Below are 26,552 nucleotides of genomic sequence, written 5' to 3'. Positions count from 1 at the left end.
GGATCGTAATGAGAAAGAGGTGATAGCATGTCTTTTGTTCACCTGCAAGTGCATAGCGGGTATAGCCTGCTAAACAGCGCCGCGGCTGTGGAAGAACTCGTCAGTGAAGCTGACAGGCTCGGATATGCGTCTTTGGCGCTGACAGATGATCATGTCATGTACGGAGCTATTCAATTTTATAAAGCTTGCAAGGCGAGAGGGATCAACCCAATAATCGGTTTGACGGCTTCTGTTTTTACAGATGACAGCGAGCTTGAAGCATACCCGCTCGTCCTGCTGGCAAAATCGAATACAGGCTATCAAAACCTGCTGAAAATCAGCAGCGTTCTGCAATCTAAATCAAAAGGCGGACTGAAGCCGAAATGGCTTCACAGTTATCGAGAAGGGATTATCGCAATAACGCCCGGCGAAAAAGGATATATTGAAACGCTTCTTGAAGGAGGGCTGTTCGAACAGGCTGCTCAAGCCTCGCTGGAATTTCAGTCTATATTCGGAAAGGGAGCTTTTTATTTCTCCTATCAGCCTTTTAAAGGGAATCAAGTCTTGTCTGAGCAGATTCTAAAGCTGTCAGAAGAAACGGGTATCCCTGTTACGGCCACAGGCGATGTGCATTACATAAGGAAGGAAGATAAGGCTGCCTACCGTTGTTTGAAAGCGATTAAAGCGGGGGAAAAACTGACGGATGCACCCGCTGAAGATTTGCCTGATCTCGATTTGAAACCACTCGAAGAAATGCAAAACATTTATCGAGAGCATCCCGAGGCACTGCAAGCTTCTGTAGAGATCGCGGAACAATGCCGGGTTGACGTCAGTCTCGGGCAGACCCGTCTACCGTCTTTTCCGACCCCAGACGGAACGTCCGCTGATGATTATTTAACGGATATCTGTATGGAGGGACTCCGCAGCCGTTTCGGCAAGCCTGATGAACGATACCTTCGCCGTCTTCAATATGAGCTTGATGTCATCAAGCGGATGAAGTTCAGCGATTACTTTCTGATCGTGTGGGATTTTATGAAGCACGCCCATGAAAAAGGGATTGTTACAGGACCGGGAAGGGGTTCTGCGGCGGGTTCTCTTGTGGCATATGTGCTGTATATCACAGATGTTGACCCGATTAAGCATCACCTTCTGTTTGAAAGATTTTTAAATCCCGAACGCGTCAGCATGCCGGATATTGATATTGACTTTCCCGATACTAGAAGGGATGAAGTCATTCAATATGTTCAGCAGAAATACGGTGCAATGCACGTCGCACAGATTATCACCTTTGGAACACTTGCGGCAAAGGCGGCGCTCCGGGACGTCGGCAGAGTATTCGGCGTCAGCCCGAAGGAGGCAGATCAGCTTGCAAAACTCATTCCTTCAAGACCGGGAATGACGCTGGATGAAGCGAGACAGCAGTCACCGCAGCTGGATAAGCGGCTTCGGGAGTCAAGCCTGCTTCAGCAAGTCTATTCAATTGCCCGGAAAATAGAAGGGCTGCCAAGGCATGCATCAACCCACGCAGCGGGCGTTGTCCTGAGTGAAGAACCGTTAACAGATGTTGTTCCGCTTCAAGAAGGGCATGAAGGGATCTATTTAACGCAATACGCGATGGACCATCTTGAAGACTTGGGCCTTTTAAAAATGGATTTCTTAGGTTTGAGGAATCTGACACTTATTGAATCCATCACTTCAATGATTGAAAAAGAAGAAAATATTAAAATAGACCTTTCAAGTATTTCCTACAGCGATGACAAAACGTTCTCCTTGCTGTCAAAAGGGGATACGACAGGCATTTTCCAGCTTGAATCTGCAGGGATGAGAAGCGTCTTGAAACGGCTGAAACCTTCGGGCCTAGAAGATATTGTGGCGGTCAATGCACTGTACCGGCCGGGTCCGATGGAAAATATTCCGTTATTTATCGACCGTAAACACGGTCGGGCGCCTGTTCACTATCCTCATGAAGATTTAAGGAGCATTTTGGAAGATACATATGGCGTCATTGTGTATCAGGAACAAATTATGATGATTGCTTCCCGTATGGCGGGGTTTTCTTTAGGCGAAGCGGACCTATTGAGAAGGGCGGTCAGCAAAAAGAAAAAAGAAATCCTGGACAGAGAGCGAAGCCATTTTGTTGAAGGGTGCTTAAAAAAGGAGTATTCTGTAGACACTGCAAATGAGGTCTACGATTTAATCGTCAAATTCGCAAACTATGGCTTTAACAGAAGCCATGCGGTGGCATACAGCATGATCGGGTGCCAGCTTGCGTATTTGAAAGCTCATTATCCGTTATATTTTATGTGCGGATTGCTGACAAGCGTCATTGGCAATGAGGATAAAATCTCTCAATATCTTTACGAAGCAAAGGGGAGCGGGATTCGTATCCTTCCTCCGTCAGTGAATAAAAGCAGTTTTCCGTTTACAGTTGAAAACGGATCTGTCAGATACAGCCTCCGCGCGATAAAAAGTGTAGGCGTCTCAGCAGTCAAAGATATATATAAAGCAAGAAAAGAGAAACCATTTGAAGATCTTTTCGATTTCTGCTTTCGCGTGCCGTCAAAAAGCGTAAATCGCAAAATGCTTGAAGCACTTATCTTTTCTGGTGCGATGGACGAATTCGGCCAAAACCGGGCCACGCTGCTCGCATCCATTGATGTTGCTTTGGAACATGCTGAGCTATTCGCCGCGGACGATGACCAAATGGGATTGTTTTTAGATGAATCGTTTTCAATTAAGCCGAAGTATGTGGAGACGGAGGAGCTTCCTCTGGTGGATTTACTTGCGTTTGAAAAGGAAACGCTTGGCATTTATTTTTCAAATCATCCCCTCTCCGCCTTCCGAAAACAGCTCACTGCGCAAGGAGCAGTCTCCATTCTGCAGGCTCAGCGGGCAGTCAAAAGGCAGCTTTCACTAGGCGTTCTGCTGTCGAAGATCAAAACGATTCGGACGAAAACAGGTCAAAACATGGCGTTTTTAACGCTCAGTGATGAAACCGGCGAGATGGAAGCCGTAGTCTTCCCTGAACAATTCAGACAGCTTTCTCCCGTTTTAAGAGAAGGCGCTCTTTTGTTCACTGCGGGGAAATGTGAAGTTAGACAAGATAAGATCCAATTCATCATGTCCCGGGCAGAATTATTAGAAGATATGGATGCAGAAAAAGCGCCATCGGTTTATATAAAAATAGAAAGCAGTCAGCACAGCCAGGAGATCCTGGCAAAGATTAAGCGCATTTTGCTGGAGCATAAAGGGGAAACAGGCGTTTATCTCTATTATGAAAGGCAAAAACAGACGATTAAGCTACCTGAGTCGTTCCATATCAATGCAGATCACCAGGTGTTATATCGCTTAAAAGAGCTGTTGGGTCAAAAAAACGTCGTTTTAAAACAGTGGTAACGATTCGCTTTTTGTTATACAATTGGAGCAATTATGTGATCCTGTTTAAATATTCAGATAGATTTACTCCGCAGAATGCAGCAATCAACGCAGCAGTATACGAATCAAAAAATATCCATAAGGAGTGTTTAGGAGAATGTCATTAAGAGAAGAAGCATTACACCTGCATAAAGTCAACCAGGGGAAACTGGAGTCTAAATCAAAAGTAGAGGTCAGAAATGCGAAAGATTTAAGCCTCGCGTATTCTCCGGGTGTTGCAGAACCGTGTAAGGATATTCATGAAGACATTAACAAAGTATATGATTATACAATGAAGGGGAACATGGTAGCAGTTGTAACTGACGGTACAGCTGTGCTTGGCCTTGGAAACATCGGCCCTGAAGCGGCGCTTCCTGTTATGGAAGGGAAAGCAGTTCTTTTCAAAAGCTTTGCGGGCGTAGATGCGTTCCCGATTGCTTTAAACACAAACGATGTTGATAAAATCGTTGAAACTGTAAAATTGCTGGAACCGACATTTGGCGGCGTCAACCTTGAAGATATTGCAGCGCCAAACTGCTTTATCATTGAAGAGCGCCTCAAAAAAGAAACAAACATCCCGGTTTTCCATGATGATCAGCACGGTACTGCCATTGTAACCGTAGCAGGTCTTGTGAACGCGCTGAAACTGTCTGGAAAATCCATGTCATCCATTAAAGTTGTCGCAAACGGCGCGGGTGCGGCTGGCATTGCGATTATCAAGCTTCTTCATCATTATGGCGTTCGCGACATTGTGATGTGCGATTCCAAAGGGGCCATTTATGAAGGGCGCCCGAACGGCATGAACGATGTCAAAAATGAAGTGGCGAAGTTCACGAACCAAGATCGCAAAGACGGTTCTCTGAAAGATGTTATCGTTGATGCTGACGTATTTATCGGTGTCTCTGTAGCAGGCGCGTTAACAAAAGAAATGGTTCAAAGCATGGCAAAAGATCCGATTATCTTTGCAATGGCAAATCCAAATCCGGAAATCATGCCGGAAGATGCGCGTGAAGCCGGAGCAAGCGTTGTCGGAACTGGCCGTTCTGACTTCCCGAACCAAGTAAACAATGTTCTTGCATTCCCTGGTATTTTCCGCGGAGCACTTGATGTGCGTGCCACTCATATTAACGAGGAAATGAAAATCGCAGCGGTTGAAGCCATTGCTTCACTGGTTTCAGAAGATGAGCTTAGCGCAGACTATGTCATCCCTGCACCGTTTGATAAACGTGTTGCGCCTGCTGTTGCGAAGGCTGTGGCAAAAGCTGCGATGGAAACAGGTGTTGCAAGAATCACTGTTGACCCTGAGGAAGTCGCAGAAAAAACAAGAAAACTTACGATTATTGGTGAATAATTTTAATTCATTCCAAAAATGGCAGCGCGTTGGCGGAGACCGACGCGCTGTTCTCAAGTTAAACTGACGGCTGAAATTTTTTTAGGGGGTTAGCCTTAAAAAAATTTCAGCCGGGTTTAACATTATTTTTGAATGCGCTGTCAACCTTGTCGTTTCAACACCTTATCTGATTTCATACAAGCCTTTCCGAGCACGTCATCGAATAAAAAGTTGTCGAATTGAGGATGACAGCGTTTGACAAAAAAAGTACAATAGTTTCGGTAAAGTTATTAGCAAGTCTATCTGTTTGATGACATGCGGTGAAGAGAACCCTTCACAAAAGGGAGGTAATCATTTGTTAAAGGATATATTCACGAAAAAGAAAAAGTATGCTTCCGTACCATCTGATCAAGCGAAGCACGATGTTCCGGAAGGCATTATGACAAAATGTCCTAAGTGTAAAAAAATCATGCTCACTAAAGAGTTGGATAAAAATATGCGGGTATGCATGAACTGCGATTATCATTTCCCAATGAACGCAAAACAGCGTATCGAAAGCTTGATGGATGAAAAATCCTTTGAGGAATTCAATCAGGGAATGCTCTCGGAAAATCCGCTTGGTTTCCCGGGATATCTGGAAAAGCTTGAAAAAGATCGCGAGAAAACATCCTTAAACGAGGCTGTTGTGACAGGCAAGGGCACCATCGGCGGACGCCCGGCTGTAGTCGCCGTCATGGATTCTTCATTCAGAATGGGCAGCATGGGTTCAGTCGTCGGTGAAAAAATCACGCTTGCGATTGAAAAAGCAAAAGCTGATAAAGTTCCGTTTATTATTTTTACGGCTTCAGGCGGCGCTAGAATGCAGGAAGGCGTATTAAGTTTGATGCAGATGGCTAAGACAAGCTCTGCGTTAAAACTGTTCAGTGAAGAACAGGGTCTTATTATTTCAGTAATGACGCATCCGACTACCGGGGGCGTATCAGCAAGCTTTGCATCCCTTGGCGATTACAATTTCGCTGAGCCTGGCGCGCTGATCGGTTTTGCCGGAAGACGGATTATTGAACAGACAATAGGAGAAAAACTGCCTGAGGACTTCCAAACGGCTGAATTTTTATTAAAACATGGACAGCTTGATGCGGTTATTCATCGCGACGATATGAAAAAAACGTTAGAAAATCTGCTGGATATGCATCAAACAGGAGGTGACATTGAGTGGCTCCAAGATTAGAATTTGAAAAACCGGTGATTGAACTGCAAACCAAAATCGCAGAACTAAAAAAATTCACTCAAGATTCCGATATGGATCTAAGTGCGGAAATCGAACGGCTCGAAGACCGTCTCGCTAAGCTTCAGGATGATATTTACAAAAATCTGAAGCCATGGGACCGGGTTCAAATCGCGCGTCTGGCGGACCGTCCGACAACTCTTGATTATATCGAACACCTGTTTACCGACTTTTTTGAATGTCACGGAGACAGAGCGTACGGGGACGATGAAGCCATTGTCGGCGGGATTGCGAAGTTCCACGGCCTCCCTGTAACGGTAATCGGGCATCAGCGCGGCAAAGACACGAAGGAAAACCTAGTCCGCAATTTTGGGATGCCGCATCCAGAAGGCTACAGAAAAGCGCTTCGTCTGATGAAACAGGCTGACAAATTTAACAGACCAATTATCTGTTTTATTGATACGAAGGGGGCATACCCTGGACGAGCAGCTGAAGAAAGAGGACAAAGTGAAGCTATTGCCAAAAACCTGTTTGAGATGGCCGGCCTTCGAGTGCCTGTTATCTGCATCGTCATCGGTGAAGGCGGAAGCGGCGGAGCCCTTGGTCTGGGTGTAGGCAATCACTTGCATATGCTGGAAAACTCTACTTATTCTGTTATTTCTCCGGAAGGTGCCGCGGCACTTTTATGGAAGGACTCCAGTCTTGCTAAAAAAGCAGCGGAAACAATGAAAATCACTGCGCCGGATTTAAAAGAATTAGGTATTATAGATCATATGATTAAAGAAGTAAAAGGCGGAGCGCACCATGATGTGAAGCTGCAGGCAAGCTATATGGACGAAACCCTTAAACAATCGTTAAAAACTTTGCTGAAGCTGAGCGAAGAAGAATTAGTTCAGCAGCGCTATGAAAAATATAAAGCAATTGGCAAAGTCTCGGTTGAAGATCAATATATCGGGGTAAACTAAATAAACGTGAAGCCTTTGGCTCACGTTTATTTTTTGTGACATTCCTTAAATTTTATTTAAAAACAATTTATTTAATTGTATAATAGGTAAGGTTTCATAGGGAGGATGGAGATCCCTTTTCATTGTTTTTAGGGCAATGATCATGTTATGTTTAATCATATATGTTGCTGAGGTGAATGGAGAATGAAACGTATAGGGGTATTAACGAGCGGCGGGGATTCCCCGGGAATGAACGCAGCAGTTCGCGCAGTAGTCAGAAAAGCGATCTATCATGACGTTGAAGTTTACGGTATTTACAACGGATACGCGGGATTGATCAGCGGAAAGATTGAAAAGCTTGAACTTGGATCAGTAGGCGATATTATACATCGTGGAGGAACTAAGCTTTATACGGCAAGATGTCCTGAATTCAAAACAGTTGAAGGCCGTGAAAAAGGGATAGCAAACTTGAAGAAGCTTGGTATTGAAGGCCTTGTTGTTATCGGCGGAGACGGTTCATATATGGGTGCGAAAAAATTAACGGAACACGGGTTTCCATGTGTCGGTGTACCGGGTACAATTGATAATGACATTCCGGGCACTGATTTTACAATCGGTTTCGATACAGCTTTAAATACAGTAATTGACGCAATTGATAAGATTCGCGATACAGCGACTTCTCATGAACGTACATATGTAATCGAAGTAATGGGCCGTCATGCCGGCGATATCGCATTGTGGGCCGGTCTTGCAGGGGGCGCGGAATCGATCTTAATCCCTGAGGCAGACTATGACATGCACGAAATCATTGCCCGCTTAAAACGCGGCCACGAACGCGGCAAGAAGCACAGTATTATTATTGTTGCCGAAGGTGTAGGCAGCGGTGTTGAATTCGGGAAACGCATTGAAGAAGAAACAAATCTTGAAACTAGGGTATCTGTATTGGGCCATATCCAGCGCGGAGGTTCTCCGAGTGCTGCTGACCGTGTGTTAGCAAGCCGTCTCGGCGCATATGCAGTTGAACTGCTGCTTGATGGAAAAGGCGGACGCTGTGTAGGTATACAAAACAATAAGCTTGTAGACCATGATATTATAGAAATACTTGAGACAAAACACACAGTTGAGCAAAACATGTATCAGCTTTCAAAAGAACTGTCTATCTAATGTGCAGATGAAGGCTGAAGATTTCAGAAGGAAGTGAACCAAATGAGAAAAACTAAAATTGTTTGTACCATCGGTCCGGCAAGTGAAAGTATTGAAATGCTTACGAAATTAATGGAGTCAGGAATGAACGTGGCTCGATTAAACTTTTCTCACGGAGATTTTGAGGAGCACGGTGCAAGAATTAAAAATATCCGCGAAGCAAGCAAAAAACTTGGCAAGAACGTTGGAATTCTGCTTGATACAAAAGGTCCTGAAATCCGCACACATACAATGGAAAACGGCGGTATTGAGCTTGAAACAGGCAAAGAGCTCATTATTTCAATGGACGAGGTTGTAGGAACAACAGATAAAATTTCAGTGACATATGAAGGTTTAGTCCATGACGTTGAACAAGGTTCAACGATTCTGTTAGATGACGGCCTTATCGGTCTTGAGGTACTTGATGTAGATGCCGCTAAACGCGAAATCAAAACAAAAGTATTAAACAACGGAACACTCAAAAATAAAAAAGGTGTTAACGTACCGGGCGTAAGTGTCAATCTTCCGGGTATTACTGAAAAGGATGCGCGAGACATCGTTTTCGGTATTGAGCAAGGAGTAGACTTCATCGCACCATCTTTCATTCGACGTTCTACGGATGTGCTCGAAATCCGTGAGCTTCTTGAAGAGCACAACGCTCAGGATATTCAAATCATCCCTAAAATCGAAAACCAAGAGGGCGTTGACAACATCGATGCGATTCTCGAAGTGTCTGACGGCTTAATGGTTGCACGCGGAGACTTAGGTGTGGAAATTCCAGCTGAAGAAGTGCCGCTTGTGCAAAAAGAACTGATCAAAAAATGCAACGCGCTGGGCAAACCTGTTATTACAGCGACACAAATGCTTGACAGCATGCAGCGCAACCCGCGTCCGACTCGTGCGGAAGCAAGTGACGTTGCAAACGCGATCTTCGACGGAACAGATGCGATCATGCTTTCTGGTGAAACTGCTGCCGGAAGCTATCCGGTTGAAGCAGTTCAAACAATGCATAACATCGCGTCCCGTTCTGAAGAAGCATTAAATTATAAAGAAATTCTCTCAAAACGCAGAGACCAAGTAGGCATGACAATTACAGACGCAATTGGACAATCTGTCGCGCATACGGCGATTAACCTGAATGCTGCTGCGATCGTAACGCCGACAGAAAGCGGCCATACAGCACGTATGATTGCAAAATACCGTCCGCAGGCTCCGATTGTTGCGGTTACTGTAAATGACTCTATTTCCAGAAAGCTTGCCCTCGTATCTGGCGTATTCGCGGAAAGCGGCCAAAATGCGAGCTCAACAGATGAGATGCTTGAGGATGCTGTCCAAAAATCATTGAACAGCGGAATTGTAAAACACGGCGATCTTATCGTTATTACAGCAGGCACTGTCGGTGAGTCCGGCACTACGAACTTAATGAAGGTTCATACTGTCGGCGATATCATCGCTAAAGGCCAAGGCATTGGACGCAAATCAGCTTACGGTCCGGTTGTCGTTGCACAAAATGCAAAAGAAGCTGAGCAAAAAATGACTGACGGTGCGGTACTTGTTACCAAAAGCACTGACCGTGATATGATTGCATCCCTTGAAAAAGCGTCTGCTCTTATTACAGAAGAAGGCGGTTTGACTAGCCATGCTGCGGTAGTCGGATTAAGCCTTGGCATCCCGGTTATCGTGGGTCTGGAAAATGCGACATCTATTTTGACAGATGGCCAGGATATTACAGTTGACGCTTCCAGAGGTGCAGTCTATCAAGGCCGTGCGAGCGTTCTTTAATTACAGGTGAAAATGGAAGGGGAATCCCTTCCTTTTCTCTTTATCATGCCTTTTGTTGAACAGAACGTGTTACACGTGTGGGGGGCTTGGATATGAGATTTTTGTTTTTGCTTTTTATTGTGTTTCCGGCAATAGAAATCGGCATATTCCTATTTTTAGGCAAGCTGATTGGCATTTTACCGACAGTTCTATTCATGATTCTGACTGGCATTATCGGCGCAGCAGCTGCAAAAAAACAAGGAACCGAAGTGTATTATAAGGTTCAGCGTGATCTTCAATATGGCAAAATGCCGGGAGAAGCGATTGCTGACGGTCTGTGCATTTTCATTGGCGGTCTATTGCTGATGCTTCCGGGCTTTTTATCAGATTTGGCCGGCGCCTGTCTTCTTATCCCGTTTACCCGCGGCTGGTGTAAGCCGATTCTGTTCAAATGGCTGAGAGGTATGTCGAAGAATAAGCGGATCATCATCAAATAAAAAACGGTAGCCATGAAAAAACGGCTGCCGTTTTATTTTTGCTGAACGGTGATATAGGACCATATTTCTTTTAATGCGCCTGTTGTGATGAAAGCTTGGATGATGACGAGTACAGCCGGTCCCGCAATCAGTCCTAAAAACCCGAATAATTTAAAGCCGGCAAACAGGGCGATGAGTGTTGCCAGCGGATCGATCCCGATAGATTTACTTAGTATCTTGGGCTCTGTCAGCTGCCGCTGAATAAGAACGACGAGGTACAGGATACCAATTCCGATCGCTTGGGGCAGCTGGCCCGTAATCGATAAATACAAAATCCAGGGCACAAATACGGAGCCGGCACCTAAGTAAGGGAGAAGATCTACAAGCCCGATTAAAAAAGCAATTGTTGCGGCGTGTTCAACCTTTAAGAGAGAAAGGCCGATAAATACAATCACCATCGTGATGAAAACGAGGACGGCTTGTGCTTTGATAAAACCAGCCATTGCTTTTTTTAATTCGCTGCTGATCGCTTTGCTGTTAGCTGTCACACGATCCGGCAGAATTAAAACAAGCATGGCTTTAAGCTTATGCCAATCCTTTGTCATAAAAAAGGTTGCCAGAAGAGAAAAAATCAGAACCGCCGCCGTATTGGGAAGAAGAGCGAAAAATCTCGGGATCATCTCTAGAATGTGGGACAGCAGGAGCCCGGCATTTTTAGCGGCAGAATCTCCGAGTGTCTGGATATGAGTGACGATGGAAGCCTGCTGGTTCGTTTCCAATTCTTGAAACAAAAGAGTTAACTCGTTATAGAGCGGCTGAATATGAGTTGTAAACAATTTTTCGCAATATGAAATAAACGTGCTGATATGCGGAGGCAGCGTTTTTGCTAGATAGGCTGTTCCCGTTACGATTTCGGCTACCAGAATGGTAAGGACGCCGAAGGCTGCGAGCAGAAAAAAAGCAAGAACGCCCAGAACATTTATCGTTCGGGGGAATCCTGTCACTTTGTCCAAATAATCGACAACAGGATGAATCACTGAAGATAGAATAAGGGCGATCAGGAACGGATAAGTTAACGGAAACGAATAATAGGCCGCAGCTATCGACCCTGCGGTCATTGATATGACAAAGAGGGTTCTGAAAAAAATAGTGATATAAGATTGATTCACAAAAACGGTCCTCCTCTCGTCAGCATGTCCTATTTTTTATATGTATTCACGCTGCGGCTGAATATGAATACATTCATCTTAAAGGAGGGATGGCATGTGTTTACACAAGCGAATTTATTTTTAATTTTACTCTTGGCTATCGCACTTATCGCAAAAAACCAATCATTGCTCTTTGCTGTATCCGTCCTTTTGATCATCAAAATCGTTGGGCTTGATCAGAAATTATTTCCGACCATCCAGTCAAAAGGCATTAACTGGGGTGTGACCATTATTACCATCGCCGTTCTTGTCCCGATTGCCACGGGAGAAATCGGATTTAAGCAGCTTGGAGAAGCAATGCGGTCTTCCTACGCATGGATCGCCCTTGGAGCGGGGATCGCAGTGGCGCTGATTGCAAAAAACGGCCTGACCCTGCTTGAAAATGATCCGCATATTACAACTGCTCTCGTGATCGGGACCATTCTTGCAGTCGCGCTTTTTGGAGGAGTTGCGGTGGGGCCGCTGATCGGAGCGGGGATTGCTTATTTAGCCATGCAGATCGTAAAACTGTTCACTTCATAAAAAAAAGCGGCCTTAAAGCCGCTTTTTTTTTATGCAAAAACCCGCAAATAAAGGCGTTTTTTCGGGGAAATCACAGAATGGAAAAAAAAAATTATAGGTAAACATTTAACAAATGTCTGATTATTGTTTATAATGAGAATAGGCTTAAACTTAAATAAGCTTATAAGAATTTGTTATGTTCTTTCATAAGCAAAGGGTTTTAGTTCCAGCAGCCAGTAAAATGTAAGCATTTTCTTTTTGGGGGAGAGAAATACTTGCATCGTGCTTTTTAAGTAAGCCTCATGTTTTTACAACACTCTTAAAGGGGAAATTTATTGAAAAGGAGATGTTATATATGACAGCGACACGCGGTCTTGAAGGGGTTGTAGCAACAACATCATCTGTTAGTTCTATTATTGATGATACCCTTACATATGTGGGGTATGATATCGATGATTTGACAGAGAATGCAAGTTTTGAAGAAATCATCTACTTGCTTTGGCATCTAAGGCTGCCAAACAAAAAAGAGCTTGAAGAGTTAAAGCAGCAGCTTGCAAAGGAAGCTGCCGTTCCGCAAGAAATTATTGAGCACTTCAAATCTTATTCCCTCGAAAATGTTCATCCCATGGCTGCTCTTCGGACAGCAATTTCATTACTAGGCCTGCTTGACAGCGAGGCTGATACCATGAACCCGGAAGCCAACTACAGAAAGGCGATCCGCCTTCAGGCAAAGGTGCCTGGCCTGGTTGCAGCGTTTTCCAGAATTCGCAAGGGTCTTGAGCCTGTTGAACCGAGAGAAGATTACGGTATTGCGGAGAATTTTCTTTACACATTAAACGGTGAAGAGCCTTCACCAATTGAAGTTGAAGCCTTCAACAAAGCATTGATTTTACATGCTGACCATGAGCTGAACGCGTCAACGTTCACAGCGAGGGTCTGCGTCGCAACACTTTCTGACATCTATTCAGGCATTACTGCAGCAATCGGCGCGCTGAAAGGGCCTCTTCACGGCGGAGCGAATGAAGGCGTTATGAAAATGCTGACAGAAATCGGTGAAGTGGAAAACGCTGAGCCGTACATCCGCGCTAAACTTGAAAAGAAAGAAAAAATCATGGGATTCGGCCACCGTGTGTATAAGCATGGTGATCCGCGCGCGAAGCATCTGAAAGAAATGAGCAAGCGCCTGACCAACCTGACAGGCGAAAGCAAATGGTATGAGATGTCGATTCGTATAGAAGACATCGTCACATCAGAGAAAAAGCTTCCGCCTAACGTTGATTTCTATTCGGCTTCTGTATATCACAGCCTCGGTATTGACCATGATTTGTTTACACCGATTTTTGCTGTAAGCAGAATGTCCGGCTGGCTCGCTCATATTCTTGAGCAGTATGACAACAACCGTCTGATCCGCCCGCGGGCAGATTACACAGGCCCTGACAAACAAAAATTCGTTCCGATTGAAGAAAGAGCCTAAAGAACCATTGGAGGCTGGCTTGCGTCAATGAGGTTAGCCTCTTGTTCAGAACATCAAAATTGGGTTACACTTTAAATTGAATGTTAGGAAAAATCATTTTATTTTCTATATAAGAAAAATAAAATGTTTTCTAAATATGAATTACATACTGGGAGGTTTTTATTGTGGCACAAGGTGAAAAAATTACAGTCTCTAACGGAGTATTAAACGTACCAAACAACCCGATTATCCCATTTATCGAAGGAGACGGAACCGGTCCTGATATTTGGAACGCGGCTTCGAAGGTTTTGGAAGCAGCAGTAGAAAAAGCATACAAAGGCGAAAAGAAAATTACATGGAAAGAAGTTTACGCCGGAGAAAAGGCTTATAATAAAACAGGTGAGTGGCTCCCTGCTGAAACATTAGATGTGATCCGCGAATATTTCATCGCGATTAAAGGCCCGTTAACGACACCTGTCGGCGGCGGTATCCGTTCTTTGAACGTAGCGCTCAGACAAGAGCTTGACCTATTCGTCTGCTTAAGACCTGTAAGATACTTTACTGGAGTGCCGTCACCGGTAAAACGCCCTGAAGATACTGATATGGTCATCTTCCGTGAAAATACAGAAGATATTTACGCAGGCATCGAGTATGCAAAAGGCTCTGAAGAAGTGCAAAAGCTTATCAGCTTCCTTCAAAATGAGTTAAACGTCAATAAAATCCGTTTCCCTGAGACATCAGGTATCGGCATTAAGCCTGTTTCAGAAGAAGGAACAAGCCGCTTGGTCAGAGCTGCCATTGATTATGCGATCGAGCATGGCCGCAAATCTGTAACACTTGTTCACAAAGGAAACATCATGAAGTTCACAGAAGGCGCCTTCAAAAACTGGGGCTATGAACTTGCTGAAAAAGAATACGGAGATAAAGTCTTCACATGGGCTCAATATGACCGCATTGCTGAAGAACAAGGAAAAGACGCTGCCAACAAAGCGCAAAGCGAAGCGGAAGCAGCAGGAAAAATCATTATCAAAGACAGCATTGCTGACATTTTCCTTCAGCAGATCTTAACGCGTCCAAACGAGTTTGATGTCGTTGCGACAATGAACTTGAACGGAGATTACATTTCTGATGCTCTTGCTGCGCAAGTCGGCGGAATCGGCATTGCTCCTGGAGCGAACATCAACTACGAAACAGGACATGCGATTTTCGAGGCGACGCACGGAACGGCTCCTAAATATGCAGGCCTTGATAAAGTAAACCCATCTTCAGTTATTCTTTCAGGCGTTCTGCTTCTTGAGCATTTAGGATGGAACGAAGCGGCTGATTTGGTTATCAAATCTATGGAAAAAACAATCGCTTCTAAAGTCGTAACTTACGATTTTGCCAGATTAATGGACGGGGCGACTGAAGTGAAATGTTCAGAGTTCGGAGAAGAACTGATCAAAAACATGGACTAAGCAAGGAAAAAGCCTAAAACTAGCCATAAAGGAGAAGAGAGACATGGGAAATACTCGTAAAAAAGTTTCTGTTATCGGAGCAGGTTTTACCGGAGCTACAACTGCATTTTTAATCGCTCAAAAAGAGCTGGCAGACGTTGTTCTTGTTGACATTCCGCAATTGGAGAACCCGACAAAGGGAAAAGCGCTTGATATGCTTGAAGCAAGCCCGGTTCAAGGCTTTGACGCAAAAATTACGGGAACATCCAATTACGAGGATACAGCCGGCTCTGACATTGTTGTCATTACAGCCGGTATCGCAAGAAAACCTGGTATGAGCAGAGATGATCTGGTCTCTACAAACGAAAAGATTATGAGAAGCGTTACGCAGGAAATCGTGAAATATTCTCCTGACTCTATTATTGTGGTGCTGACAAATCCTGTTGATGCAATGACATACGCGGTGTACAAAGAATCAGGCTTCCCTAAAGAGCGTGTAATCGGCCAGTCAGGTGTGCTTGATACGGCAAGATTCAGAACATTTGTGGCAGAGGAATTAAACCTGTCAGTGAAAGATGTGACTGGTTTCGTACTCGGCGGACACGGTGACGATATGGTTCCGCTTGTGCGTTATTCTTATGCTGGCGGTATCCCGCTTGAAACTCTTATTCCGAAAGAACGGATTGACGCAATTGTGGAGCGCACTAGAAAAGGCGGAGGCGAAATCGTGAATCTTCTTGGAAACGGAAGCGCGTATTATGCGCCTGCGGCTTCTCTGACAGAAATGGTCGAAGCGATCTTGAAAGATCAGCGCCGCGTCCTTCCTACAATTGCTTATCTTGAAGGGGAATACGGCTATGAAGGCATCTACCTTGGTGTTCCTACAATTGTAGGCGGCAACGGTCTTGAGCAAATCATTGAACTTGAACTGACAGACTATGAAAGAGCGCAGCTGAATAAATCAGTTGAATCTGTCAAAAATGTCATGAAAGTATTATCCTAATAAAAAGAGAGAAAGGCTTGCTTAATACAGCCTTTCTCTTTTTACTATAAATGAAAGCGCTATCATAAACGTCTTTATTTCTTTTAAAAATGATGTAAAAGGCGAATTGTCGGAATGTCCTGCTTTCGCTAAAATAAAATCATGAAACATGTTAAGATGACATAAAATAGAGAAATAGGATGTCGGGGAATTATAATACTGGAGGCACAGCATGAACAAGAAAATTTTAGTTGTGGATGATGAAGAATCTATTGTTACTCTTTTACAGTACAATTTGGAACGGTCAGGCTATGATGTCATTACCGCCTCGGATGGGGAAGAAGCACTCAAAAAAGCGGAAACAGAGAAACCTGATTTGATTGTGCTTGATGTGATGCTTCCAAAATTGGACGGAATCGAAGTATGCAAGCAGCTGAGACAGCAAAAACTGATGTTTCCCATTTTAATGCTGACAGCGAAGGATGAGGAATTCGACAAAGTATTAGGGCTGGAGCTCGGTGCTGATGATTATATGACCAAGCCGTTCAGTCCAAGGGAAGTAAATGCGAGAGTCAAAGCGATTTTAAGGCGTTCGGAAATAGCTGCGCCCTCTAGTGAGATGAAGAACGATGAAATGGAAGGCCAGATCGTAATCGGCGATCTGAAAATCCTGCCTGATCATTATGAAGCGTACTTTAAAGAAAGTCAGCTTGAACTGACACCGAAAGAATTCGAACTGCTGCTCTATTTAGGCAGACATAAAGGCAGAGTTCTGACAAGAGACCTGCTGCTGAGCGCAGTCTGGAATTATGATTTTGCCGGAGATACGAGAATTGTTGATGTGCACATCAGCCATCTTCGCGACAAAATTGAAAACAATACCAAAAAACCGATCTACATTAAAACGATTAGGGGATTGGGGTATAAACTGGAGGAGCCAAAAATGAATGAATAAATACCGTGTGCGCCTTTTTTCTGTATTCGTTGTCTGTATGATTCTGGTGTTTTGTGTCCTCGGGCTGTTTTTACAGCAGCTTTTTGAAACATCTGATCAAAGGAAAGCAGAGGAACACATTGAAAAAGAAGCAAAATACTTGGCTTCGCTTCTTGATGCCGGCAATCTGAATAATCAAGCAAATGAGAAAATCATTAAAGATGCAGGCGGCGCGCTTGATGTGAGCGCATCCGTTATCGATACAGACGGTAAGGTGCTGTATGGGTCAAACGGTAGATCGGCTGATTCCCAAAAGGTGCAGGCGCTTGTTTCTGGCCATGAGGGTATTCTGTCAACAACAGATAACAAGCTTTATTACGGACTTTCACTTAGAAGCGAAGGTGAAAAAACAGGATATGTGCTGCTTTCCGCCTCTGAAAAAAGCGACGGCTTAAAAGGCGAATTGTGGGGGATGCTGACGGCCAGTCTTTGTACCGCATTTATCGTCATTGTTTATTTTTATTCCAGCATGACCTCACGTTATAAAAGGTCAATTGAGTCAGCGACAAATGTAGCCACAGAACTCTCTAAGGGCAACTACGATGCACGGACGTACGGCGGCTATATTAGGCGTTCTGATAAGCTAGGACATGCGATGAACAGCCTTGCCATTGATCTGATGGAAATGACGCGAACGCAGGAAATGCAGCGGGATCGGCTGCTGACAGTCATTGAAAACATTGGCTCCGGGCTGATTATGATCGACGGAAGAGGCTTTATTAATCTCGTAAACAGGTCTTACGCCAAGCAGTTTCATATCAATCCGAATCATATGCTGCGCCGTCTTTATCACGATGCATTTGAACATGAAGAAGTGATCCAGCTTGTCGAAGACATTTTTATGACGGAGACAAAGAAATGCAAGCTGTTAAGACTGCCGATCAAAATAGAACGGCGTTATTTTGAAGTGGACGGCGTTCCGATTATGGGGCCGGACGATGAATGGAAAGGAATTGTGCTCGTTTTCCATGACATGACGGAAACGAAGAAATTAGAGCAGATGAGGAAGGATTTTGTGGCCAATGTTTCTCATGAGCTGAAAACACCGATTACGTCCATAAAAGGGTTTACGGAGACGTTATTGGACGGGGCGATGGAAGACAAAGAGGCGCTTTCTGAATTTCTCTCTATTATTCTTAAGGAAAGCGAAAGGCTTCAGTCTTTGGTTCAGGATTTGCTCGATCTCTCAAAAATCGAGCAGCAAAATTTCACGCTCAGTATCGAAACGTTTGAGCCGGCCAAAATGCTTGGTGAGATTGAAACGCTTCTGAAGCATAAGGCGGATGAGAAAGGCATCTCCTTGCACCTGAATGTCCCGAAAGACCCTCAATATGTATCTGGTGACCCGTACAGGCTGAAACAGGTATTTCTTAATCTCGTAAACAATGCATTAACCTACACGCCTGAGGGGGGCTCCGTGGCTATCAATGTAAAGCCCAGAGAAAAAGACATTCAGATTGAGGTTGCCGATTCTGGAATCGGAATTCAGAAAGAAGAAATTCCGCGCATCTTTGAACGCTTTTACCGTGTAGATAAAGACAGAAGCAGAAATTCGGGCGGAACCGGGCTGGGCCTAGCGATTGTCAAGCATTTAATAGAGGCTCATGAAGGGAAAATTGATGTCACAAGCGAGCTTGGACGGGGAACTGTCTTTACCGTGACGCTGAAACGGGCCGCTGAAAAGTCCGCCTAATGTTTACAAAGGTTTAACAATATCTTCATGCACTGTTAAACCTATGCTGGTAGGATGTAGTAGAACCCCTTCATCCAAGGAGCCAATTTTGACGGCGGGAACCTATTTGTGTTCCCGTCCTTTTTTGTGTCTTCTCTTATAGTTCACGTATTTTCCTTTCAAATTGAACTTTGTTAAAATAAGAGGAGCTAATGACTATGTAAGAGATGAATGGAAGCCTGAGGCTTCTTAGGAGGAAATTGAATGACGGAACGAAAAAAATTAGTGCTTGTAGACGGAAACAGTCTGGCTTACCGGGCGTTTTTTGCATTGCCGCTGTTAAGCAATGATAAAGGTGTTCATACGAATGCTGTATACGGCTTTGCGATGATTTTGATGAAAATGCTTGAGGATGAAAAACCGACGCACATGCTGGTTGCGTTTGATGCCGGGAAAACAACATTTCGTCACGGCACATTTAAAGAATATAAAGGCGGCAGACAGAAAACCCCGCCTGAGCTTTCCGAACAAATGCCGTTTATCCGCGAGCTGCTGGATGCCTACCAGATCAGCCGCTATGAACTGGAACAATATGAAGCGGATGATATTATCGGCACACTGGCCAAATCGGCTGAAAAAGACGGATTTGAAGTTAAGGTTTTCTCAGGAGATAAGGATTTAACCCAGCTGGCAACGGACAAAACGACAGTTGCCATTACGAGAAAGGGAATTACCGATGTTGAATTTTACACACCGGAGCATGTCAAAGAGAAATATGGGCTTACGCCTGAACAAATCATTGACATGAAGGGTCTGATGGGCGATTCCTCAGATAATATTCCGGGTGTGCCCGGCGTCGGAGAAAAGACTGCGATTAAGCTTTTAAAACAATTTGATTCCGTTGAAAAGCTGCTGGAGTCCATTGACGAGGTGAGCGGAAAGAAATTGAAGGAAAAGCTTGAGGAGTTTAAGGATCAGGCATTGATGAGCAAGGAGCTTGCGACAATTATGACGGATGCTCCGATTGAGGTATCTGTTTCCGGCCTGGAATATCAAGGCTTTAATCGTGAACAGGTCATTGCCATCTTTAAAGATCTTGGCTTCAACACGCTTCTTGAACGGCTTGGAGAAGACAGTGCAGAAGCAGAACAGGATCAATCGTTGGAAGACATTAATGTCAAAACAGTCACAGACGTGACAAGCGATATATTGGTTTCTCCATCCGCATTTGTCGTTGAACAGATTGGCGATAATTATCATGAAGAGCCGATCCTCGGATTTTCGATCGTAAATGAAACGGGAGCTTATTTCATTCCGAAAGACATTGCCGTTGAGTCTGAGGTGTTTAAAGAATGGGTGGAAAATGACGAGCAGAAGAAATGGGTCTTCGACAGCAAGCGGGCCGTTGTCGCTTTGCGCTGGCAGGGCATTGAGCTGAAAGGAGCCGAGTTTGATACGCTCCTTGCGGCTTATATCATCAACCCGGGCAATTCATATGACGACGTTGCGAGTGTGGCTAAGGATTACGGCCTGCATATCGTTTCAAGTGATGAATCAGTTTATGGAAAAGGAGCAAAACGGGCAGTGCCGTCAGAAGACGTACTGTCTGAGCACCTTGGCCGAAAAGCGTTAGCGATTCAAAGCCTTCGGGAAAAGCTCGTTCAAGAGCTGGAAAACAACGACCAGCTTGAACTGTTTGAAGAGCTGGAAATGCCTCTTGCGCTTATTCTTGGCGAAATGGAATCAACTGGAGTCAAGGTCGATGTTGACCGTTTAAAACGGATGGGTGAAGAACTGGGTGCGAAGCTGAAGGAATATGAAGAAAAAATCCATGAGATTGCGGGAGAGCCGTTTAACATCAATTCTCCGAAACAGCTAGGCGTCATCTTATTTGAAAAGATCGGCCTTCCTGTCGTAAAGAAAACGAAAACAGGCTATTCTACGTCTGCCGATGTGCTTGAAAAGCTGGCTGACAAGCATGATATTGTCGACTATATTTTACAGTACAGACAAATTGGCAAGCTTCAATCAACATATATCGAAGGGCTTTTAAAGGTGACGAGACCGGATTCGCATAAAGTGCACACGCGATTTAACCAGGCCTTAACGCAAACTGGCCGTCTCAGCTCGACTGATCCGAACCTGCAAAACATTCCGATCAGGCTTGAGGAAGGGCGGAAAATTCGCCAAGCTTTTGTGCCGTCTGAAAAAGACTGGCTCATTTTTGCAGCCGATTATTCACAAATCGAGCTGCGGGTGCTTGCCCATATTTCAAAGGATGAAAATCTGATCGAAGCTTTTACTAATGATATGGATATTCACACGAAAACGGCAATGGATGTGTTCCATGTCGCTAAGGATGAAGTGACATCTGCGATGAGACGCCAGGCGAAAGCGGTCAACTTTGGCATTGTTTACGGGATCAGCGATTACGGTCTGTCACAGAACCTCGGCATTACCCGGAAGGAAGCGGGAGCATTTATCGACCGCTATCTGGAAAGCTTCCAAGGCGTAAAAGCGTACATGGAAGATTCAGTACAGGAAGCGAAACAAAAAGGATACGTAACAACGCTTATGCATCGCCGCCGCTACATCCCTGAGCTGACGAGCCGGAACTTTAATATCCGAAGTTTTGCGGAGCGGACGGCCATGAATACGCCGATTCAAGGAAGCGCCGCTGATATTATCAAAAAAGCCATGATTGACATGGCTGCCAAGCTGAAAGAAAAACAGTTGAAAGCAAGGCTTCTGCTTCAAGTACACGATGAATTGATTTTTGAGGCGCCAAAGGAAGAAATTGAAATTCTTGAAAAGCTTGTTCCTGAAGTGATGGAGCATGCGCTTGCATTAGATGTGCCGTTAAAGGTGGACTTTGCATCAGGCCCATCTTGGTACGATGCGAAATAAACAGAGATAGGAAGTGATGGATGTGCCGGAATTACCAGAGGTTGAGACGGTCCGGCGCACTCTGACCGGGCTTGTAAAGGGAAAAACAATCAAATCGGTAGAGATCAGATGGCCGAATATCATCAAACGGCCTGCCGAACCGGAGGAATTTGCGCGAAAACTAGCAGGAGAAACGATACAGTCCATCGGAAGACGGGGAAAGTTTTTACTGTTTCATTTAGATCATTATGTTATGGTTTCTCACCTTCGAATGGAAGGAAAATACGGTCTTCATCAAGCCGAGGAGCCTGACGATAAACACGTGCATGTCATATTCACGATGACGGATGGAACCCAGCTCCGGTACAGGGATGTGCGGAAATTTGGAACCATGCACTTATTTAAACCGGGAGAAGAAGCGGGCGAGCTCCCGCTTTCTCAGTTAGGGCCGGAGCCGGATGCAGAAGAATTTACAAGTGCGTATTTAAAAGACCGGCTTGCGAAAACAAACCGCGCTGTCAAAACTGCCCTACTGGATCAAAAAACGGTAGTTGGACTCGGGAACATTTATGTGGATGAGGCTCTTTTCAGAGCGGGTGTCCATCCCGAGACAAAAGCAAATCAATTATCAGATAAAACAATCAAAACCCTTCACGCTGAAATCAAAAACACTCTGCAGGAGGCGATTGATGCGGGCGGAAGCACAGTCCGTTCATATATCAACTCCCAAGGGGAAATCGGAATGTTCCAGCTGCAGCATTTTGTGTACGGAAAAAAAGACGAGCCATGCAAAAATTGCGGAACGATGATTTCGAAAATTGTCGTTGGAGGAAGAGGCACGCATTTTTGCGCAAAGTGCCAGACAAAAAAGTAGCATAATGCTTCATTGTCCAAGCTGTCGGTGCATATATCAGTAACTCTGGATTAAGGATGCCATTTTCGAAACACGGATTTTTCACTTTCCCATATATATGATTGTGATGAATCCCGGGCATTTCACATCTGATACAAGAGCACCAACAGAAAGGAAGAAACGGATATGCAAATGGTTTCTATACTGCTGCTGGCGTTGGCTGTCAGCTTGGACAGTTTTTCAGTCGGATTTACGTACGGATTGAGAAAAATGAAAATACCGTTTAAAGCGATTTTGGTTATCGCCTGCTGTTCCGGTGCTGTCATGTTTATATCCATGCTGATCGGAAGCTTTCTCACGAAGTTTTTTCCTGTATATGTGACGGAGAAGCTTGGCGGTTTGATATTGGTTGGAATCGGTGCGTGGGTTCTGTATCAATTTTTCAAACCGGCAAAAGATAAAGAATACCTATTGCATGAAAAAACACTGCTTAATCTAGAGGTTCGGTCATTAGGAATTGTGATTCATATTTTGAGAAAACCCATGAGTGCGGATATCGACAAATCGGGTGTGATCAACGGAATTGAGGCGGTCTTATTGGGATTTGCCTTATCGATTGATGCCTTTGGAGCAGGTATAGGCGCAGCCATTCTCGGTTTTTCGCCGATTGTGATGAGCATCGCCGTGGCAATCATGAGCTCGCTGTTTGTATCAATTGGAATCAATGCCGGCCATTTTCTGTCTAAGTGGAAATGGATCGATAAAATGGCGTTTTTGCCGGGGCTTCTATTAATCACGATTGGGCTCTGGAAATTGTAAAAAGGAGTGGATCTCTTGACCTTAGTCATTGGTTTAACGGGAGGAATAGCTAGCGGCAAAAGCACGGTAGCCAATATGCTGATTGAAAAAGGAATAACAGTTATAGATGCAGATATCATTGCAAAACAAGCGGTAGAAAAAGGGATGCCGGCCTACCGGCAAATCATTGACGAATTCGGTGAAGACATACTGCTCTCAAATGGCGATATAGATAGAAAAAAGCTTGGAGCGCTGGTATTTACAAATGAACAAAAACGTCTCGCTTTAAATGCAATTGTTCATCCCGCAGTCAGGCAGGAAATGCTCAATCGCCGTGATGAAGCCGTTGCAAATCGGGAGGCATTTGTTGTATTGGATATCCCGCTATTGTTCGAAAGCAAATTGGAATCATTGGTTGATAAAATTATTGTGGTCAGTGTGACAAAAGAGCTTCAACTGGAACGTCTGATGAAGCGCAATCAGCTGACAGAAGAAGAAGCAGTCAGCCGTATCCGCTCTCAAATGCCCTTAGAGGAAAAAACAGCAAGAGCAGATCAAGTCATTGATAACAGCGGCACGCTTGAAGAGACCAAAAGGCAGCTTGATGAAATCATGAACAGCTGGGCATAATACAAAAAACACCGTTCATATTGAACGGTGTTTTTTGGCCATTAAAAATCAAAGTTGTCCGGATCAGGACCGACGCGCAAGTTTTCATTCAGTGCATCGATTCGGTTCATGTCATCCTGCGTTAATTCAAAGTCAAATACGCTTGCATTTTCTTTAATGCGGTGTTCCTTCGTTGATTTAGGAATCGTTATAATGCCATGCTGCAGATCCCAGCGCAAAATAATTTGTGCGACAGATTTATTATATGTTTGAGCGATGTCAGCCAATACAGGGTGATCCAGCAGCTGTCCCTGCATTAAAGGTGACCAAGCCTCCATCTGGATGCCCTGATTTTGGCAGTATCTTATCAACTCTTTTTGTGTGAGGCGCGGGTGAAATTCCACTTGGTTAATCATAGGCTTAATTTCAGCTGCCGTCATCAGATCTTCAAGATGGTGAATTTGGAAGTTGCTTACGCCAATCGCTTTGATACGGCCTTCTTTATACAGCGTTTCAAGCGCTCTCCAAGCTTCTTTATACTTTCCTTCTACAGGCCAGTGGATGAGGTATAGATCCAAATAATCCAGACCGAGTTTGGACAGACTTGTTTCAAACGCGGCGAGTGTTTCTTCGTAGCCTAAATCCGCATTCCATACTTTCGATGTGATAAACAGATCCTCTCTTGAAATGCCTGCTTCTTCAATGCCTTCCCGAATCCCTTCTCCGACTCCAGCTTCATTTCCATAGATTGCTGCAGTATCAATACTGCGGTACCCGTGAACAATGGCAGTTTTAACTGCGTTTACCAGTTCAGATCCTTCTTCCACTTGGAACACGCCGAGGCCGAACCAAGGCATTTCTACCCCATTATGAAGTGTTGCTTTTGCTTGTAAATGTGTTGTCATGTTTATTTCCTCCTTTAAAATTGTCAGGCTTCCTGCCGATCTCGTTTTTCCATCAAGCGGCTCCAGCCTGTTAAAATGACTGCACCGACCACCATTAATCCGCCTATCCAAGCGGTATGAATCAATCCGATTGAATCGGTGATCACACCGCCAAGGTATGACCCAAGCGCGATCCCTGCATTAAAGGCAGCGATATTCATCGCGGATGCGACGTCAACTGCACTCGGGACAAAACGCTCAGCCAGCATGACGACATACACCTGAAGGCCGGGCACGTTCATAAAGGCCAGCAATCCCATACAGAGAATGGTAATGAGCCCTGCTGCTTGATACGGGGCTGTAAATGTCAGTACGAATAGAACAATTGCTTGTACGATAAACATATAGAATAAAGCGGCAATCGGATTTCGGTTTGACAGCTTTCCGCCAATCATATTGCCGATAGCAATAGCTATTCCGTATCCGAGCAGAATCACTGCAACAGTCCCGGCTTTGAAGCCTGTTACTTCCTGAAGCAGGGGAGACAGATACGTGAACACAACGAATGTTCCTCCGTATCCAAGCGCTGTAATGACAAATAAAAGCAATAACCGGCTGTTTGTCACAAGCTTCAATTGATCCCGCATCGTTGTTTTCGTCCCTTTTCGTAATTTGGACGGTACAAGAATGCCATTTGTAATGAAAGCAATGATTCCGACGGCGATAATGACCATAAAGGCGAAACGCCAGCCGAACTGCTGGCCGATAAATGTCCCAAAAGGAACTCCGGTTACAGTTGCCACAGTGAGGCCAGTAAACATAATTGAAATCGCGCTAGCCCTTTTATCCTCCGGGACAATATCCGCTGCGATTGTCGAACCGATCGACATAAACACACCGTGCGAAAATGCCGATATCACACGTGCTGCTAGTAAAATCCCGATGCTTGAAGCGGTTGCTGCCATCGTATTACCGGCAATAAAAATAAACATGATCCAAAGCAATAGTGTCTTACGTGACATGCTTGAGGTCAATGAAGTTAATATAGGTGCCCCAAATGTAACGCCGAGCGCATAAAGGGAAACGGTCAATCCTGCTGTCGTGACGGGAATATCCAGGTCATCAGCAATGAGCGGCAAAAGGCCGACACTGATAAATTCAGTTGTCCCTATTGCGAATGCACTTACGGCCAAAGCCAGTAGTGCAGGAATATTGCTTTTATTGGCTGAAGTCATGATGTTCCTCCTTTGTAAGATGTGTTGTATGATTGAAATTCTGCCGAGTAAGCTATATAAATAAAAAAGAGCAGATTCAAATCAGCCGGCAAATGTGATTATGAAACATATCGTTAAGAAATAAAAGTACGTACTTTGAAGTGCTATAGTCACTTTTTGGTGCCTGTGAGGAGAATGGATTGTATGGAGAAGAAAAAATATAACATTTCTGTTGAAGCGACTCTTGAAGTGATCGGTGGGAAATGGAAATGCGTCATTTTATGCCATCTGACGCACGGAAAAAAACGCACAAGTGAATTAAAACGCCTAATGCCCAATATCACGCAAAAAATGCTGACTCAGCAGCTGCGCGAGCTGGAAGCGGACGGTGTCATTAACCGAATCGTATATAATCAAGTTCCTCCCAAAGTGGAATACGAGCTCAGCGAATACGGCCGCAGCTTAGAAGGGATTTTAGATATGCTGTGTGCTTGGGGAGCGAATCATATTAACAGAGTGTACGGGGATACATTTTCTGTGCTAGAAGAAAGTGTGCTCAATGATAAGTTAAAACAGGAATCATAAAGCATGAGGGCAGTCAGTGCGGAGCGCTGGCTGCTTTTTGGTTCTTACGCCTGATATTCTGTGCAAGAAAACATAAGATGCATCATAAATTAGCGTTATAATCGTTGATTTTTATCAATATGTACTGGCGAATTTGTTTTAATGTGTTATACTAATTTTAGATAGT

Annotated in this window: 20 protein-coding genes and 1 pseudogene; 18 read left to right on the top strand and 3 right to left on the bottom strand. The window is 44.4% G+C overall.

Annotation, left to right across the window (positions count from 1 at the left end; all coding sequences use genetic code 11):
• The first annotated feature begins 27 nt into the window (after window positions 1-27).
• The 7 genes from dnaE (at window position 28) to bslm_RS14140 (ending at window position 10,332) form a co-directional block, all read left to right on the top strand.
• Entirely contained in the window at window positions 28-3,375 is a 3,348-nt protein-coding gene (gene dnaE / locus bslm_RS14170) for a DNA polymerase III subunit alpha (protein WP_003229412.1), read from the top strand.
• Window positions 3,376-3,511: 136 nt separating this feature from the next.
• Window positions 3,512-4,744 carry an NADP-dependent malic enzyme gene (maeB, locus tag bslm_RS14165; RefSeq protein WP_003229415.1) on the top strand — a complete coding sequence of 411 codons (1,233 nt, stop codon included), beginning with the start codon at window positions 3,512-3,514 and terminating at the stop codon, window positions 4,742-4,744.
• A gap of 334 nt (window positions 4,745-5,078) precedes the next feature.
• Window positions 5,079-5,951, top strand: a complete 873-nt coding sequence (accD, locus tag bslm_RS14160) for an acetyl-CoA carboxylase, carboxyltransferase subunit beta (protein WP_038429451.1) — start codon at window positions 5,079-5,081, stop codon at window positions 5,949-5,951.
• Entirely contained in the window at window positions 5,936-6,913 is a 978-nt protein-coding gene (accA, locus tag bslm_RS14155) for an acetyl-CoA carboxylase carboxyl transferase subunit alpha (RefSeq protein ID WP_003229417.1), read from the top strand. Before accD ends, accA begins: the two co-directional genes overlap by 16 nt.
• 183 nt (window positions 6,914-7,096) lie before the next feature.
• Window positions 7,097-8,056, top strand: coding sequence for a 6-phosphofructokinase (gene pfkA, locus bslm_RS14150; RefSeq protein WP_046381262.1), 960 nt, complete (start codon window positions 7,097-7,099; stop codon window positions 8,054-8,056).
• 42 nt (window positions 8,057-8,098) lie between these two features.
• On the top strand, window positions 8,099-9,856 hold the full coding sequence (pyk, locus tag bslm_RS14145; RefSeq protein ID WP_004398560.1) for a pyruvate kinase: 1,758 nt from the start codon (window positions 8,099-8,101) through the stop codon (window positions 9,854-9,856).
• Window positions 9,857-9,948: 92 nt separating this feature from the next.
• Window positions 9,949-10,332 (top strand): FxsA family protein, encoded by a 384-nt coding sequence (locus bslm_RS14140; RefSeq protein WP_015251477.1) that lies wholly within the window; start codon window positions 9,949-9,951, stop codon window positions 10,330-10,332.
• 32 nt (window positions 10,333-10,364) lie between these two features.
• Here the strand turns inward: bslm_RS14140 and ytvI are convergent, their stop codons facing one another.
• Entirely contained in the window at window positions 10,365-11,480 is a 1,116-nt protein-coding gene (gene ytvI / locus bslm_RS14135; RefSeq protein WP_029318231.1) for a sporulation integral membrane protein YtvI, read from the bottom strand.
• A gap of 96 nt (window positions 11,481-11,576) precedes the next feature.
• Between ytvI and bslm_RS14130 the strand changes: the two genes are divergently transcribed.
• The 10 genes and pseudogenes from bslm_RS14130 to coaE all read left to right on the top strand — a co-directional run bounded on the left by bslm_RS14130 (window position 11,577) and on the right by coaE (window position 23,724).
• A complete protein-coding gene (locus bslm_RS14130) occupies window positions 11,577-12,041 on the top strand; it encodes a DUF441 domain-containing protein (RefSeq protein WP_004398695.1) in 465 nt (154 codons plus the stop codon).
• 334 nt (window positions 12,042-12,375) lie between these two features.
• Complete coding sequence (gene citZ, locus bslm_RS14125; RefSeq protein ID WP_004398810.1) at window positions 12,376-13,494, top strand: citrate synthase; 1,119 nt, start codon at window positions 12,376-12,378, stop codon at window positions 13,492-13,494.
• 164 nt (window positions 13,495-13,658) lie between these two features.
• Entirely contained in the window at window positions 13,659-14,930 is a 1,272-nt protein-coding gene (icd, locus tag bslm_RS14120) for an NADP-dependent isocitrate dehydrogenase (protein WP_003229433.1), read from the top strand.
• Between the two features lie 43 nt (window positions 14,931-14,973).
• Window positions 14,974-15,912, top strand: a complete 939-nt coding sequence (gene mdh / locus bslm_RS14115; protein ID WP_003229437.1) for a malate dehydrogenase — start codon at window positions 14,974-14,976, stop codon at window positions 15,910-15,912.
• Between the two features lie 211 nt (window positions 15,913-16,123).
• Complete coding sequence (phoP, locus tag bslm_RS14110; RefSeq protein WP_003229442.1) at window positions 16,124-16,846, top strand: two-component system response regulator PhoP; 723 nt, start codon at window positions 16,124-16,126, stop codon at window positions 16,844-16,846.
• Entirely contained in the window at window positions 16,839-18,578 is a 1,740-nt protein-coding gene (phoR, locus tag bslm_RS14105; protein ID WP_004398493.1) for a sensory box histidine kinase PhoR, read from the top strand. Before phoP ends, phoR begins: the two co-directional genes overlap by 8 nt.
• A gap of 243 nt (window positions 18,579-18,821) precedes the next feature.
• On the top strand, window positions 18,822-21,464 hold the full coding sequence (polA, locus tag bslm_RS14100; RefSeq protein WP_004398870.1) for a DNA polymerase I: 2,643 nt from the start codon (window positions 18,822-18,824) through the stop codon (window positions 21,462-21,464).
• A gap of 22 nt (window positions 21,465-21,486) precedes the next feature.
• The gene (gene mutM / locus bslm_RS14095; protein WP_003246122.1) at window positions 21,487-22,317 is read left to right on the top strand and encodes a DNA-formamidopyrimidine glycosylase; all 831 of its coding nucleotides are present in this window, start codon (window positions 21,487-21,489) and stop codon (window positions 22,315-22,317) included.
• 147 nt (window positions 22,318-22,464) lie between these two features.
• Window positions 22,465-23,115, top strand: a pseudogene (gene ytaF / locus bslm_RS14090) (sporulation membrane protein YtaF); the annotation flags it as partial.
• 15 nt (window positions 23,116-23,130) lie between these two features.
• The gene (coaE, locus tag bslm_RS14085) at window positions 23,131-23,724 is read left to right on the top strand and encodes a dephospho-CoA kinase (RefSeq protein WP_004398928.1); all 594 of its coding nucleotides are present in this window, start codon (window positions 23,131-23,133) and stop codon (window positions 23,722-23,724) included.
• Between the two features lie 41 nt (window positions 23,725-23,765).
• On the opposite strand, the gene ytbE is transcribed toward coaE, so the two are convergent.
• Both ytbE and bslm_RS14075 read right to left on the bottom strand, forming a co-directional pair.
• Complete coding sequence (gene ytbE, locus bslm_RS14080) at window positions 23,766-24,608, bottom strand: aldo/keto reductase YtbE (RefSeq protein WP_003229455.1); 843 nt, start codon at window positions 24,606-24,608, stop codon at window positions 23,766-23,768.
• 23 nt (window positions 24,609-24,631) lie between these two features.
• A complete protein-coding gene (locus tag bslm_RS14075; protein WP_003229456.1) occupies window positions 24,632-25,822 on the bottom strand; it encodes an MFS transporter in 1,191 nt (396 codons plus the stop codon).
• Window positions 25,823-26,005: 183 nt separating this feature from the next.
• Here bslm_RS14075 and bslm_RS14070 point away from each other — a divergent pair, with 183 nt between their 5' ends.
• Window positions 26,006-26,386, top strand: a complete 381-nt coding sequence (locus tag bslm_RS14070; RefSeq protein WP_003229458.1) for a winged helix-turn-helix transcriptional regulator — start codon at window positions 26,006-26,008, stop codon at window positions 26,384-26,386.
• Window positions 26,387-26,552 lie beyond the last annotated feature (166 nt).

The sequence above is a fragment of the Bacillus sp. LM 4-2 genome (assembly GCF_000978495.1).
Taxonomy (GTDB): domain Bacteria; phylum Bacillota; class Bacilli; order Bacillales; family Bacillaceae; genus Bacillus; species Bacillus subtilis.
The sequence above is the reverse complement of the archived record's forward strand: the minus strand, read 5'-3'. Positions and strand labels throughout refer to the sequence as shown.

Coding starts and splice junctions, on each gene's coding strand:
- bslm_RS14140 (WP_015251477.1), top strand. CDS start 9,949: ATGAGATTTTTGTTTTTGCTTTTTATTGTGTTTCCGGCAATAGAAATC.
- pfkA (WP_046381262.1), top strand. CDS start 7,097: ATGAAACGTATAGGGGTATTAACGAGCGGCGGGGATTCCCCGGGAATG.
- bslm_RS14070 (WP_003229458.1), top strand. CDS start 26,006: ATGGAGAAGAAAAAATATAACATTTCTGTTGAAGCGACTCTTGAAGTG.
- mdh (WP_003229437.1), top strand. CDS start 14,974: ATGGGAAATACTCGTAAAAAAGTTTCTGTTATCGGAGCAGGTTTTACC.
- polA (WP_004398870.1), top strand. CDS start 18,822: ATGACGGAACGAAAAAAATTAGTGCTTGTAGACGGAAACAGTCTGGCT.
- ytbE (WP_003229455.1), bottom strand. CDS start 24,608: ATGACAACACATTTACAAGCAAAAGCAACACTTCATAATGGGGTAGAA.
- dnaE (WP_003229412.1), top strand. CDS start 28: ATGTCTTTTGTTCACCTGCAAGTGCATAGCGGGTATAGCCTGCTAAAC.
- pyk (WP_004398560.1), top strand. CDS start 8,099: ATGAGAAAAACTAAAATTGTTTGTACCATCGGTCCGGCAAGTGAAAGT.
- maeB (WP_003229415.1), top strand. CDS start 3,512: ATGTCATTAAGAGAAGAAGCATTACACCTGCATAAAGTCAACCAGGGG.
- phoP (WP_003229442.1), top strand. CDS start 16,124: ATGAACAAGAAAATTTTAGTTGTGGATGATGAAGAATCTATTGTTACT.
- phoR (WP_004398493.1), top strand. CDS start 16,839: ATGAATAAATACCGTGTGCGCCTTTTTTCTGTATTCGTTGTCTGTATG.
- citZ (WP_004398810.1), top strand. CDS start 12,376: ATGACAGCGACACGCGGTCTTGAAGGGGTTGTAGCAACAACATCATCT.
- bslm_RS14075 (WP_003229456.1), bottom strand. CDS start 25,822: ATGACTTCAGCCAATAAAAGCAATATTCCTGCACTACTGGCTTTGGCC.